At 54.4% G+C, this 13,820-nt stretch carries 13 protein-coding genes; 9 read left to right on the top strand and 4 right to left on the bottom strand.

What is annotated here, in order from left to right:
* Window positions 1-6: 6 nt before the first annotated feature.
* Window positions 7-249: a hypothetical protein gene (locus RBB82_RS09910; RefSeq protein WP_433974964.1), complete on the bottom strand. Its 243-nt coding sequence runs from the start codon at window positions 247-249 to the stop codon at window positions 7-9.
* Between the two features lie 363 nt (window positions 250-612).
* On the opposite strand from RBB82_RS09910, the gene RBB82_RS09905 reads away from it, so the two are divergent.
* From RBB82_RS09905 to RBB82_RS09890, 4 genes are all read left to right on the top strand, one after another.
* Window positions 613-1,164: an HNH endonuclease gene (locus tag RBB82_RS09905; protein WP_433974963.1), complete on the top strand. Its 552-nt coding sequence runs from the start codon at window positions 613-615 to the stop codon at window positions 1,162-1,164.
* Window positions 1,165-1,301: 137 nt separating this feature from the next.
* Window positions 1,302-2,966, top strand: a complete 1,665-nt coding sequence (locus tag RBB82_RS09900; RefSeq protein ID WP_433974962.1) for a hypothetical protein — start codon at window positions 1,302-1,304, stop codon at window positions 2,964-2,966.
* 656 nt (window positions 2,967-3,622) lie between these two features.
* Window positions 3,623-4,192 carry a hypothetical protein gene (locus RBB82_RS09895; RefSeq protein WP_433974961.1) on the top strand — a complete coding sequence of 190 codons (570 nt, stop codon included), beginning with the start codon at window positions 3,623-3,625 and terminating at the stop codon, window positions 4,190-4,192.
* 953 nt (window positions 4,193-5,145) lie between these two features.
* On the top strand, window positions 5,146-5,721 hold the full coding sequence (locus tag RBB82_RS09890; RefSeq protein ID WP_433974960.1) for a glutathione peroxidase: 576 nt from the start codon (window positions 5,146-5,148) through the stop codon (window positions 5,719-5,721).
* Between the two features lie 192 nt (window positions 5,722-5,913).
* On the opposite strand, the gene dnaN is transcribed toward RBB82_RS09890, so the two are convergent.
* Window positions 5,914-7,095, bottom strand: coding sequence for a DNA polymerase III subunit beta (dnaN, locus tag RBB82_RS09885; protein WP_433975359.1), 1,182 nt, complete (start codon window positions 7,093-7,095; stop codon window positions 5,914-5,916).
* Between the two features lie 583 nt (window positions 7,096-7,678).
* Between dnaN and RBB82_RS09880 the strand changes: the two genes are divergently transcribed.
* Both RBB82_RS09880 and RBB82_RS09875 read left to right on the top strand, forming a co-directional pair.
* Window positions 7,679-8,332, top strand: coding sequence for an NAD(P)-dependent oxidoreductase (locus RBB82_RS09880; RefSeq protein ID WP_433974959.1), 654 nt, complete (start codon window positions 7,679-7,681; stop codon window positions 8,330-8,332).
* 93 nt (window positions 8,333-8,425) lie between these two features.
* A complete protein-coding gene (locus RBB82_RS09875; protein WP_433974958.1) occupies window positions 8,426-9,016 on the top strand; it encodes a nuclear transport factor 2 family protein in 591 nt (196 codons plus the stop codon).
* 176 nt (window positions 9,017-9,192) lie between these two features.
* On the opposite strand, the gene RBB82_RS09870 is transcribed toward RBB82_RS09875, so the two are convergent.
* Both RBB82_RS09870 and dnaA read right to left on the bottom strand, forming a co-directional pair.
* Window positions 9,193-10,203: a methyltransferase gene (locus tag RBB82_RS09870; RefSeq protein WP_433974957.1), complete on the bottom strand. Its 1,011-nt coding sequence runs from the start codon at window positions 10,201-10,203 to the stop codon at window positions 9,193-9,195.
* Window positions 10,204-10,366: 163 nt separating this feature from the next.
* Entirely contained in the window at window positions 10,367-11,806 is a 1,440-nt protein-coding gene (dnaA, locus tag RBB82_RS09865) for a chromosomal replication initiator protein DnaA (protein WP_433974956.1), read from the bottom strand.
* Between the two features lie 693 nt (window positions 11,807-12,499).
* Here dnaA and rpmH point away from each other — a divergent pair.
* From rpmH to yidD, 3 genes are all read left to right on the top strand, one after another.
* Window positions 12,500-12,655: a 50S ribosomal protein L34 gene (rpmH, locus tag RBB82_RS09860; RefSeq protein ID WP_089836647.1), complete on the top strand. Its 156-nt coding sequence runs from the start codon at window positions 12,500-12,502 to the stop codon at window positions 12,653-12,655.
* 376 nt (window positions 12,656-13,031) lie between these two features.
* On the top strand, window positions 13,032-13,502 hold the full coding sequence (gene rnpA, locus RBB82_RS09855; protein WP_433974955.1) for a ribonuclease P protein component: 471 nt from the start codon (window positions 13,032-13,034) through the stop codon (window positions 13,500-13,502).
* Window positions 13,499-13,816 (top strand): membrane protein insertion efficiency factor YidD, encoded by a 318-nt coding sequence (yidD, locus tag RBB82_RS09850; protein ID WP_433974954.1) that lies wholly within the window; start codon window positions 13,499-13,501, stop codon window positions 13,814-13,816. The genes rnpA and yidD overlap by 4 nt, the downstream gene beginning before the upstream one ends.
* Window positions 13,817-13,820: the final 4 nt, after the last annotated feature.

Genomic DNA, 13,820 nt, shown 5'->3' with positions numbered 1-13,820 from the left:
CACCCTCTACTTTCGGAACGAAAACCCTTCGGGGTGTGTTGATGTCTCCTGACGGAATTTAGCCTTGACCTGCTTCACTTCGTGCTCAAGTGTTTCAATAACTTGCCTCACTTGCTCCTCGGTATAGGTGTAGTTCCTTCTATTCGACAAATTGCCGATCAGACGCATCAGCTTTACGGCGTGGGTGACGCGACGCTCGGCGATTCGCTCAAAACTCTGAGCTTTGTCCTTGGTTGCTTCTGATCCCATATAGTTGATTTTTAGACTATCAGAAAAAAAAGTGCACTACAAATTGAAAATGTAGATCTTGCATGCAAAATATTGCTTTCCTACTCAATTATGCATCGCCGAGGCTAAGCACAGAACAATTGAGGGTTTAGGGGCTCCAAGGGGGGCGACTCGTACTGCTTCAGGATGCCGACCCTTTGAGAACGTTAAGGTGCCACAATAAGTCGTCTTTTGCCTTTGGGCGGGTTGTGTGGGGAGAATCAATCAACGCTATCGATGCTGGGAACATGTTCGAGTCCATACCTGGCCGCTGCTGGCGTGGTTGTCATTGATTATTATCGGGTGCTGACGTAAGGCTTATACATGCCAAAGAAGAGAGTCCGGTTGTGCCAGCTTCCAAGTCCCGGAAACATCGCCGGCAGATCCTCAAGCATTACCAATGCATTCTTCAACGCGATCATTCCGGTTATAAGCCCGACCGAAGAAGAGGAAATGGAAGCCCTCGAGATTCTCTGTATGCGGGCTGACGATATCCGCTGTGCATATTGTGGAGACAAATCGACTGAGTGGGACAACCTCAACGCGATTATTAGAGGGCAGCGGCCGACTGGTTATATTACAGAAATTGCGAACTTGGTCCCCGCATGCGGCAAGTGCAACCAGTCGAAAGGGAAAGCTGAGTGGCGGGTTTGGATTACGAGTTCGGCGAGACTTTCCCCGCAATGTCGAGCCATCGTTGATATCCAGGCTCGAATTGAACGGCTGACAGCGTACGAACAATGGAAGCAGCCCAAAAAAATCGACTTCGATAAGATCGTCGACGCGAAGTTATGGGAGCAGCACCAACTGAACTGGAAGGCAGTGTTAGTTTTGCTCAAGACAAGTCAGGAACTCGCAAAAGAGATCAAACAGGCCGTTGTCAGCGGTATCGCCTGATCCATCAAAAGGCGATCGCAAGCGCGCTCCTGCTCCTCGTAAGAGGCTCTTATTGTTTGTCGGGTTCTGCCTGTTACGGCGCTACTTAGGCTCAGAGCACACTCAGGATATGGACGTCGCCGGGCTAAAATTGCAGTGTGGCCATTCCGAAGAAGACACCGCGCTCCAAGGCCAAAAAGACGCCACAGAATCGACGCTTCGACATCGGTCTTATGGTGTCGGACCACCTCTGGGATGTTCTGCCACGCACGAAAACGAAGCGCCGGGGCTGCCCTAGTTGGCCAGCCGATGTCTTTGCCGTGGCCGCTTCTTTACTCACCCGAAAGGGTGCCTACGCTTCAATGTTGAAAAAGTGGCCTCCTAAGATTGGTTCTCGGAACTGGGTGGATGAAGTGAGGGATACGGGTCAAGCCTGGCGCAAGTCGTGGCCGACGACCCCGAACGGTATCGTCTCTCGTTGGGACTCTCTCATGAAGGGAGCAGGCTCAACGACACTTCGCGGTCTATCCAATGACAGACAACTGGTGGAGGATCTCGTCTTCCTCTGTGCCTGCTCCGACGAGGCTTGCAGCCGTGTGGGTCTTCCCAGTCCTTCCGAAGATTCTGCTGAAGAGGCATTCTACAACCACGCCTTCGAACTCATCGAAGATGGCAAGCACGGCTCCACGCTATGCGAGGAAGTTCATCCCGATAACGCGCGAGTTCTACCGAAAATGCACACGCCGCAAAGCGGCCTGACAATCCGCTCCCTTTCTCTCCATCTTTCCCTGATTACCACGGATGAGATCGTTCCGAGATGGCACTATCTGCCGGAGCATGTAGGCGATGCATTCAACGTCCTATTCGTTCCTTGGCCGCTGGAGGTTCGGGACGGAGACCTGAAGAAATGCGATCCCAATAAGCATGAGCTCGATAATATGCCACCGGATTTCGGTTTCTTCACCTTCACACCACACACTCCCTCACAGACTGTTGCTGACCATTTGCATTCAATGCTCAAATCCAAAGAACTCGCATCAAACCGAGTTCACGCAGTGGTCTATCCAGAACTGTCAGTCACCGATACCGAGTTCAAAGCTCTCAAACAAATTGCAAAAGACGGGGACTTCCTGCTAATTTCCGGCGTTCGAGTGACTGACGACTCTGCTTCGTATCCATGTAACGAAGTTCGCGTTGCCGCTCCCGAAGTAGACACCATCACACAGCAAAAGCATCATCGTTGGAAGCTTGACCAAGGACAGATTGAGCAGTATCAGTTACAGGCGGATCTTGAACCTGAGAAGCAATGGTGGGAGCATATCGACATTTCCTCCCGCGAGTTTATGTTTTACGCGGCACGTGATGGCTTAGTGTTCACTACCTTGATTTGTGAAGATTTGGCTAGGCCGGACCCGGTTGGTGATCTCGTTCGCGCTGTCGGCCCCAACTTCGTGATTGCGCTACTGATGGATGGACCACAATTAAAAGCCCGATGGCCTGGACGGTATGCCGCGAGTCTAGCTGACGATCCTGGGTCGACCGTGCTGACCGTGACCAGTCTTGGGATGAGCCTCCGTAGCCTGCCCAGCGATCCTGCCGATATTGATACAGACAAGGACAGGCGGAGGGTCGTCGCCCTTTGGCAAAGCCCTGCCAAGCTCAATCGGGAGATTGAATTGAAAGCTGGTGCGGAAGGAATTTTGTTGCCGTTCATCAGTAGGACTCGTACCGAGTGGGCTGCCGATGGCCGAGATGACGGTGGGAAGTCCGCCTACCTCGACCTTCTTGAGCCAATCATGGTCTTGCCCGCGTCAAATACTTGACAGACAGGAGTAAACTAAATACATGTCACTGAGCACTCGCGATACTGGCCGCCTGACCCGCGTTGCAAGCTTTCCAAATATGGAAAAAGCGCAGCGAAGGGAGATGCTTGTTCATGTGAGCAATGAAGCGCGCGCAATCGGACGCATCATCATTGATGGCCCACGTAATTCCGATACGGTGGAACATAGGCGCGTGGCTTCCAAATTCTCCGAGTCGCGTCGCAGGGCCTAAATTTCCAGTCTTCAGCTAAAAGCCCCGCCATAAGGCGGGGCTTTTGCTTTGTCGCACAACCTCCACCCCTTCGTCGATGAAGGAACTTAGCCTCACGATCCTTGTTGGGCTCACTACACCAAACGTCAAAAATCGGACGGTAAGGATTTGTTGCGCAAACCTATTGCCAGTGAAAAGGCAATCGCAATAGGCTTTTGCAACCTAAATTGCTGGGCTTTGGATCTGTCTGCACCTCCTTGCATAAACGTTCGTTTGTGCAACACAGTCTGAGGAGCCTCTCGGTGAGTGCCTTGACGAAGGGAACTTTGCCGAACTCGACTCCTGCAAGCGAGGGTAAAGCCTGTCGGTTTGAAAGCTTTGATGTGTTTCTGCTTGACATTGAATGTATTTCAGAAATACATTCAGTGTCACACAAGGAGAAACCGTGAAATTGCACAAGCAAGATTCAGAAGCCATGCTCAAGATGTCCATCGGTCTAGTCGCGTTCATTTACGACGGAATTGTCCAAGAGGCGGAGAAGCTTGGCCGCTCGCCTACGGATCATATCGAGCACATCATCTGCCAACATGCCTATAAAAACAACCTGATTTCCCCAATCCTCACCCGCCATTGGGGACTGCGGGAGAAGATCATCCAACAGGCGTGCGATACGGCTCGCCGGCGCATACTTACCAAGGGATTTAGCCCGGATATTATCTACGAGACCTTCAAAGAAATTGCTAGCGACTCGAAGTGGCTCGACGACTACCGGACCTTCATCGGTGGCGACCCCTATCAGACTGGAAACGCCAAGAAGCGGCCGATCAATCAAAAGCTCGGCGCGAGTATCTGCGAGGCGATCGGAGGTAAAGTCGCCAGGTCAGGCAACAACAAGCCCATCCAAAAGTCCGTACTTGGTTCCATCATTCGCAGATACACGGTCCTGGGGTCCTGCACGTTGCAGGCAGAGCAACCGGGTACGAAGACTCAGCAACCAAACCAAGAAGGCAACTGAATAAGAAGGCTCTGCTATCTCCTTGATAGCAGAGCCTTTTTCGACACGCTTACTTTAGCTTAGGGCCACCTGCTCTTCTTACGTCTTTCGCGGAACGGCGACTAGCGTGGACAGACCGAGAAGCTCTCATCGAACCTCGCCGGAGGTGTTCTGGGACCAATCGTGGACGTCTGGGACCTGGAACTTCCCGGTAGACTGGCCTCGAGCATCTTTAGAGGTCAGCTTGATAAACGATTTTGATGAATACCAACGTCTCGTCCAGTTCTACCGAGATCTGGGGGATTCCGAGCTCCTCAGTTTATTTGAACAGGCTGAAGGCCTAACAGATACGGCGCAGAGCGTACTACGATCAGAAATCTCGTCAAGGCGTTTAGAAATACCTCTCGCGAATGCTCCTGAAAGAAGCGACGATGATCTTTCGAGTACAGATCAGCTCGGTAGATTTGCTCTCCTTTCGTCGGAAGATTGTGTGTGGAGATTCCCAGAGAACGAAGATGCTCAAGCGGCAGGCGAGATGCTTAGCGCAGCTGGGATCACCTATGACATAATTCTGCCGAGCTCGGAGAGGCTCGACAGGGAGAGCCCAGAGTGGCAGTTCTCCCTGCCGACGTGGCGCGTGCAGGCCAGATACTCTCGCAGCCGATCCCCGAAGAGTTTCGGATACTCGTCAGAACAAGAGACCAATTCTCGCCCCCAATTTGTCCTAATTGTCGGTCAGAAGATCCATTGCTCGAATCTATCGAACCGGCCAACAAATGGCTGTGCGAGGTATGTGGACATGCCTGGGTCGAGACAATCCCAAAATGAACTTTCTGATAACCCTGTTTTCGTGCTGCTGGTCGTCTGGCATTATCGACGGCATACGGCACTTGGTACGAACATCGGCGACGGCGCTGCCACTTAAATCAGCCGCACGGTTACACTGGGCACATAACGATTTTCTGGAGTCGCCCGTGCGAAAGATATACCTGATGCTGGTGTTCTTGTTCCTCAGCGGCGTGGCCGTGGCCGGTGCCGGCGCGCCCGTCTACGATTTCAAATTGAGCACCATCGATGGTGACCCCACCACTCTAGGTGTCTACAAGGGCAAGGTCCTGCTGGTGGTTAACGTCGCCAGCGCCTGCGGCTTCACGCCTCAGTACACCGCGCTCGAGGCCGTCTATGAGAAGTACAAGGATAAGGGCTTGGTAATCGTCGGCGTGCCGGCGAACAACTTCGGCAACCAGGAGTCCGGCACCAATGCCGAGATCCGAGAGTGCTGCAACGCCAAGTTTCACGTGAAGTTTCCGATGATGGCGAAGGTCTCGGTAAAGGGCGACGATAAGATACTGCTCTACCAGTACCTCACTGCGGCGCCCAACGTTAGCGGCGAGATTAAGTGGAACTTCACCAAGTTCCTCATCGACCGCAACGGACAGCCGATCGCCCGCTTTGAGCCGGCCGTGACGCCGGATTCGCCACAGGTGATCTCGGCGATCGAGTCTGCGCTGAAGCCATCGTCGGTGCGATGCTTGAAAGCCCGCTCTTAAAAGCGGGCTTTTCTTTTGAAGAAAGGGCCGTCGTCGTCACGTTAATGCTGATACAACCTAGTTCCCACCGATACGCGCATCTCGTCACCTTCGGTTTTCGCCATCCCTCCTCACGACTACAAAATAACCCATAAGCTGGCCATTTGGCCAAATTATGGGTTATTTTTCAACTAAACTATGAAGAAGCGTTCATCAAATTCGCATTGGCATCAAAATGTAACGATACTTCACATCCTCATTCGCGTCTTCGGGTCGCATCTGACCGGCGCTCTGCGCATCTTTGAACTCCAGCCGCACTTCCCCGGTATTGCCAATTGCTTTGAGGAAGTCGATCAGGTATTGGCTGTTGAATCCAACCACCAGGGGATCATAGTTATACGGAGTTTCGATGGTGTCTTCTGACTCACCCGCGTCGGTGCTCGAAGAAGAGAGTTTCAACTCATTCTGTTCGAGCCGAATCTTGATCGCTCCACTCCGCTCATCGGCAAACTGTGCTACGCGCTGAATGCAACCCATCAGATCTTCCGAGCGCACGATGACGAACTTGTTGTTGTCCCGCGGCAGGACCGCCTCATAGTTAGGGAACTGGCCTGTCAGCTTGCGACTCGTCAGTACTCGTCCACCGACCTTGAAGAACAGTGTCTGGTCGTCATCACCGAACTCAAGAGTCTCAGCTTCGGTCGCGCCGAGCAACGAGGAGAGCTCACTCAATGCCTTCCGCGGAATCAGCGTCTTCTTCTCGCCCGATACTCCATCGAGCGTCTCACCTAGTTTCTCGATGTGCGCGAGGCGATGCCCATCGGTCGCAACCATCGCCATGCTCTCGGCCTTTAGGACCAGCAGGGCACCGTTGAGCGTGTAGCGTGACTCTTCGTTCGAGATCGCAAAGATCGTCTTCGAAACCATGTTTTTGAGCGAAGGGACCGAGATCTTGACCGCACCACTGGTGGGGAATGCCGGCACCTGCGGGAAGTTCGCGCGCGCCATCCCGACCATCTTCGTGTTGGAGCGGCCTGCCCGGATCTGCACCCAGTGGTTATCCATCAGCTTTATCGAGATCTCGCCCTCGGGCAGCAATTTGATGTAGTCGTAGAGCTTGCGCGCTGGGATGGTGCATGCGCCGGCCTTCTTGACCTTGGCCGCGCAGCTTGTTCGCAGGCTCTGGTCGAGATCCGTTGCGGTGATGGTCAACCGGTCGCCACCTTCGCCCTGGGTCGCTTCGAAGAGGAAGTTTGAAAGGATCGGAATCGTCGTCTTGCGCTCGACCACGCTCTGTGCTGCCGTAAGCTCGCGCAGCAGCTCGGCGCGGGAGACCGTGATCTCGAGGTTGCCGGTTGGGGCTGGCGCTGCACTCGTCTCGTTCGGCAAAGTCATCTCGGGCTCCTGGGTCGCACTGGTCACGGTCGGTATCTCCGGTTTTTAATTCGTTGTCGCTGGCAAAACTGTACACCGAATCCAACCTTCGATGCATCTCTGCCATGCGACGCCTGCTTGATTCTAGGGGTGAACCCACCTTCAAAGCGATAGATTTCTTTGTGGAAAGCAAGGTCGCTTGTGTGCGAGGCCTGCACCTGCCCAAACTTCGTGCGGAGGGCGCTACTGCTTCTAAAGAAACAAGAGAAAAGAAGAGAAATACTAGTAGCAGTAGTCGTTTGTGCTTGAAAAGTGGATAACTATCCCATCTCCCTAAAGAATAGCGACTTATACCCTTGTCCTGTTTTAGAAAAACGGTCATCGCACGACGCATGATGAGGAAGATTAGCTCCCCCGTCCGTCCGAACCGTCTCCTTATCCCAATTGTTCACAGCAGACCATCGCGTCCCGTGAGAAGACTTGCGCCCAACCGTGGGAATATTGACCAAACGAAACATAATCATCAAGTTAGCCCAACCAGTTTTTTCACAACCTCGTCTTACCCCCAGAGGATAACGAGTCCCGACAGCAAAAGGAGGCTTTCATGAAGGTCGCTATCTTTGGTGCCAGCGGAGCCACAGGAAGACTCCTCACCCGACGCAGCCTCGATGCCGGATATGAGGTGACCGCTCTGCTCCGCAAGCCTGGTGAGTTCGCTCTGCGCGACCGCGTTCACACTGTTCAGGGGAGTGCGTTTGAACTTGCTCCTGTCCGTGAGACCATCGAAGGCGCAGACGTGGTTTTCTCTGCTCTTGGGGCGAACTCGCTCAAGAAGGAAGACGTACTCGAACGTGCTGTTCCCCAGATCATCTCGGCTATGCAGCAGACGGCGAGCGAGGCGAAACCGGTGCGGCGTCTGATCGTCCTTGGTTCAGCTGGAGCTTTGCCTAGCTCGCTCGACAAGCAGCCTGCCTGGCGCCGCTGGATCGTCCAGAACATTGTCTACAACACCTTCCTCAAGTGGCCTGTGGCATCGCAGATCTCGCAGTGGAACAACATCTCTCACAGCAACCTGGACTGGACGATGGTGATGCCGCCCATGCTCACCAACACGCCGGCCAACGGCCACTACCGCATCGACGGGGACGCCCTGCCACGCAACGGCAGCCGCATCTCCCGCGAGGATGTAGCCGACTTCATGATGCAGCAGATCACGAGCCCCCAATGGGTTCGCAAAGGGGTTTACATTTCCTTATAGTTCGGCGGCTTCAAAATTTGCGATTTGCCACGTTTAGCCACGCATAAGCTGCTTAGGCACAGTAAAGTAGCTCTGTCCCTCTCAAGGAGTTCCGTGAAGCAAATAAATCGCATCTCCACGCTGGTTCTCTTTTTTGCCGGTATCGCTGCAGTTGCCCAGACGCCAGTCCCTGCAGCTCCTGCGCCTGCACCGCTCGTAGGCTCTATCGCTGGCCATCCTGGCTGGCCGGTTGCCAAGCCGGAGGATGTGAAGTCTCCTGAGGCCATTCTGGCCGCTGTTTACAGCTGTATCTCTGGGCCTAAGGGGCAGGCGCGTGACTGGGATCGCATGCGGTCGCTCTTTGTTCCTGATGCTCGGCTTATACCAGCAAGAGAGACGACCGCGGGCCATGCGGATGCTGTGATTCTCACGATTGACGGCTATATTGCGCGCAGCAACGGGCGTATGACGAGTGCCGGATTCTTTGAGCACTCAATTCATAACGATATCGAGCAGTTTGGCAATATCGTGCAGATCTGGAGCACCTACGAGTCACGGCACAACCTCGACGACGCCACTCCGTTTGCCCGTGGGATCAACAGCTTCCAGTTGCTGAAGGATGGCGACCGCTACTGGGTGGTTAATATTTTCTGGGATGCGGAGTCGCCGACCAATCCGATTCCGGAAAAATATCTGTCCAAATAGCGGATTTTTCTGGCGCTGGTGAAGTGGCGTTTTTGCAGGGGTATTTGCGAAAAACGGTGTCCAAAACGTGGTGTTTTGGTGGTCAGTTTGTGGTGAATTGCGTGGTAAACGTGGTGGCTTAGCACCACGTTTACCAGCAGCCAAAAATACGCCAAATTTTGTAACTTTATTTTTGGCTAAGGTTTCGTTGCAAGGACCAGAGGCGAAGGCCCGGGCACTTCGAGCAACCGCGCGTCGGTAAAACCTACAGCCTTCAACCACTCCCGGATCTCCTCAAACGAGAAAGTGTCTCCCTCGTCGGTGTTGACCAGCATGTTCGCGGCGAAGAAGAGAGAGCCGACCGGCCCGGTTCGATCTTCATTGACGAGGAACTCAGCGATAACGATTGTCCCGCCGGGGGCTAGAGCTTCGAAGACTTTGCGCAGGAGAGCTTTGCTTCTTGCTTCGCCTTCGCTGTGCAGGATATGGCCCAGGGTTGCGACGTTGTGACCCTGGCCGAAGTCCGCCGAGTCGAGGTCGCCTGCGACAAACGTAAATCGATCAGAGAGTCCAAATCGAGCCACCGTCTGCTTCGTCGCGGGTAGCACGCCGGACCAATCCACCGCCGTTGCCGTGACGTTGTCCGAGCTTTGAACGAGCGCAATTCCCCAGACTCCAGAGCCTGCCGCCAGATCGAGCACTCTCACGGGTGCCGTTGACTTGCTTAACGCGAGAGTCTTTGCGAGCAGCTGCGCTGCCGGATAGGCCACAGGAAATAAGTCCTGAACAAATTGTTGAAAGAAATCGCTGCCCGGACCCTGCTGGTTGACCGCGGTCGCGGGCTTGCCGGTTTTGACCACTTCATTCAACTGCAGCCATTTTGGAATTAACTGTATGCTCGCATGCCTCAGAATGCCGCCTTGAAACGCCGGCTTGGTGCTGACGAGAAATGCGTTGCTCTCCGGTGTCAACGCGTACTGCTGACCGTCTTTGGCGAGGAAGTTCAACCCGACCAGACCGTTCATGAGGATTCGCAACCCGCGTTCCGAGGTTCCCGTTGCTGCTGCGGTCTCCTTCAGTGTCTTCGGCCCCGCATCCAGCACGTCGAAGACGCGATGGTGTATTGCAGTTTCCAGCAAAAAGGTTGGTACATAGCCCCAGGTGAACTGCATGATTCGTTCCGGTGTCACGGTCGTGCTCGTACTCATGGTCGTGTCCTTTCAAAGTTGGAATGCAGGGTTGGCTTCTCTGGCCAAGCGTCGCAATTGTAGCCCAGGGCAGGAGAGTTCATTTGGGCCCTGGGTTAAGAAAAGAGAGGCCGACGTTGATGTCGGTCTCCCTGGACTTACTTCGTGTTTGTTTTGAAAAACGCTAGCTCAACGTCTCCATCAGTTTGTTGATGGTGCGGTTCAGGTCCTTGTCGGCTCGGCGTTGGTCATCGATCTTCGAGATGGAGTGCATGACGGTGGTGTGGTGCTTGCCGCCGAACTGACGTCCGATCTCGGGCAGGGAAGCCTCGGTCAATTGCTTGGCGAGGAACATCGCGATCTGCCGGGGCACGACGATCTGGCGTGAGTTGTTCTTCTGCTTCAACTCCGCGACGCGCATGCCGAACTGCTCGGCGACGGTGCGCTGGATGGTCTCGATGGTGATCTTGCGGACCTGCGTGTCGATGAACTGCTTGAGGCACTGCTGGGTGACGGCGAGGGTGATCTCGACGCCGTGCATGCTGCACCATGCGATTAAACGAACTAAAGCACCCTCGAGTTCGCGTACGTTCGTCCTCACGTTCGAGGCGATGAACATCGCGACGTCGGTGGGTAGCTGGGTCTGTTCGCTCTCTGCCTTCTTCTGCAGAATGGCAACCTTGGTCTCGAGATCCGGTGGTTGAATGTCGGCGATCAGTCCCCACTCGAAGCGCGAGCGCAGACGATCTTCAAAGTCGGCAAGCTCTTTCGGAGGACGGTCGCTCGCGATGACGATCTGCTTCATGCTCTCGTGGAGGGTGTTGAAGGTATGGAAGAACTCTTCCTGCGTTCGCTCCTTGCCGGCGAGAAACTGAATGTCGTCGATGAGGAGGACGTCGACGTTGCGGAACTTGTCGCGGAAGCCGGTCATCTTGTCGTACCGGACCGAGTTGATCATCTCGTTGGTGAACTTTTCGCCGCTGACGTAGCTGATAGACGCGTGAGGCTGGCGGCGTTTTACGTCGTGACCGATGGCGTGCATGAGGTGGGTCTTGCCCATACCGACGCCGCCGTAGAGGAAGAGGGGGTTGTAGGCCTTGGAGGGTCGCTCTGCGACGGCCTGTGCTGCTGCTGTGGCGAACTGGTTGCCGCTGCCGATCACGAATGCGTCGAACTGATAGCGCGGATTGAGCTGCGATGCAGCGCTCCAGTCGAAGCGTGCCTGCTCCGGTGTCGGCGCCTGCACTGCATTGTTGGAGTTCGTTGTGCTGCCGAGGCGTGCCTGCCGTGGCGCGCTCTGGCTATGGCTTGGCACGGGCGCAAAACCGCCGTCTTCGCGCACCTTTGGAGCACGCGGGTCCTGCTCTGGTGTGGTGAAGGTCACCGCTTCGACATCCAGCCCGAGATTGTCGATCGCCTCCTGGATCAGGTCGGCGTAACGGTCGCCAATATGTTGGAAGTCTGTCGAGGGGATTCGAACGAATAGCTTCTTACCCTCCAGATGTGAGAACCGAGTCGGCTTGAGCCACGTCTCGTAAGACTGGCGATTGATCTTCTTCTCAAGGGCAGCCAGAATACGGACCCAATAATTCAATACGGCGGTGGCCGTCGGAACGAATGACATTCTTAGTTTCCTTGTCTTGTTTCCTGTTCCAAACCAGACCGTGGCACTTGGTACAGTCGCGCAAGATTCTACGCGATCCAATAGATCCAATAGATCCAAAAGCAAATGGAAGTCCGCTCCTGCCTTTGCAGACAGGTGGAGACGATCCTGTGTTGCCAGAATTATCTCCGCTGGGCACCTATGAAACATCAGGTTGCGGAGAGGAGTAGTTCAACGTAAAGCAGAGTGCGGAACGGCTGGGCGTGCAGAAAAACGTCTTACGAATCGGGTTCGATAGTAGCACGGAAAAGATGGCCATTTTCATTGGTCTGAAGCAAAAAAAACAAGTTGCACCATAACCAGTGAAGAACGGAAAATCAGTCGCACTTTAGCGAAAAAAAGGGGCGGGGGTAACGTGATTCTTACCCACTGCGTATTACCCCATGCATCACTTCATTCATTACTCCGTGCATTACTCCATGATACCTGTGTCGCACATAAACCTCCTCACATCCTGAGCTCTCTTCGGGTATGCGAATCAACTTACGCAAGGACCACCACGTTGCTCTATAGCACTTAAGAGTGCCGAACCTCTGGAATGGATGCGGGTGATTTCCCCCTGTGAAAATCCGGTCCTATCGGGTATACTCAGAGATTGTTGCAACAGCCTAAAAGTTTGAGCAGGTGTTGTTCCCTGCGCAGGAGTTTTTTGTCATGCCGAAGCGTACTTTTCAACCCAACCGCCGCCACCGCGCCAAGACCCACGGCTTTCTTACCCGCATGAAGACCAAGGCCGGTGCCGCAGTGCTCAGCCGCCGTCGCGCCAAGGGCCGTCATAAGATCGCCGTCAGCGCCGGTTTCCGCGACTAGTCTTTCCTGCTTGCTTCTTGTATTTGAAGTTCCCGGATGTCCGGTCTGGCTCGAAAGATCTCAACAAGTTGAGGTTGCGGCCGGCAAGTCCGATGGATATAAGCCCAGCAAATTCTATGGAATCCATATAGCCGTCGAGGTGAGGTAACTCTCGCTCTCGACGGTCTGCGTCTTTTTGTCTTTTTCGTTTCTTCGTTTTCTTGAAGACTCGTCATCCCTACCAAATCAAATGGTTTTGAGACCGGTTTCGGATGCTGGTGTAACTCTATGTGTGGCGTCGGTAACAAAAGGTTGTGAAGGCAGCCAGCCACTGGGCTTCTGTTTGCCATCAGTACAGGCTCTTTCAGCCTGTACCATAGTTGAAGCGGCTGATTGAATGACTCCCACTCCAAACTCGATCTTCCGTCTGCGGAAACATGCTGACTACCAACGCGTTTACAAGGCCAGCCGGAAGCAGTTTGCGAAGCAGATGAGCTATTTTTTTACGTTGCGTCCGCAGCTAGGGCCTGACGGCACACCGGTCCGCGAAGTGGACGCTGGTAGCCCCCGCGTGGGCCTGACGGTTGGCAAAGTGATGGGGAAGGCGGTCGATCGCAATCGCATCAAGCGCCGTATGCGTGAGGCGGTACGAAAGAATCTTTCGTCGCTGCATACGCCGGTGGATGTGATTCTTCATCCGCGCCGCAGCGTGATCGATCTCGATTTTCCAACGCTGGAGCGTGAGGTTGCGACGGTGTTTCGCGCGATTCAAAGGGCTGCGGGCAAGAACACGGCAAGCCATAGAGCTGCAAGCGATAGCGACGATGGGGCCAGGCGGCGCTCCGCTACAACGCCCGAAGCAAAATGAACGAAGCTAACGAATTTCACGAATCTCACGAATCTCAACCCAGCCTCGCGGTACGCGTTGTGTATGGATTCTACAAATCGGTGGTGTCGCCGATTCTGCATGCCTTCAGTCCGACGCAGTGCCTGTACCTTCCGACCTGCTCGGAGTATGCGTATGTTGCGCTGGTTCGGTTCGGGGTTCTGAAGGGCTCGTGGCTTGCGCTTCGGCGGCTGGCGCGTTGCCATCCGTTCGCGAAGGGCGGGGTTGATCCGGTGCCGTTGCGAAACTCCGGTGCGATCCCATCCGTCCGCATTCCCACAGACCATTTATCATAGAGCT

The sequence above is a fragment of the Tunturiibacter lichenicola genome, assembly GCF_051013355.1.
GTDB lineage: Bacteria > Acidobacteriota > Terriglobia > Terriglobales > Acidobacteriaceae > Edaphobacter > Edaphobacter lichenicola_F.
This window is presented reverse-complemented; position numbering and strand designations above follow the sequence as displayed.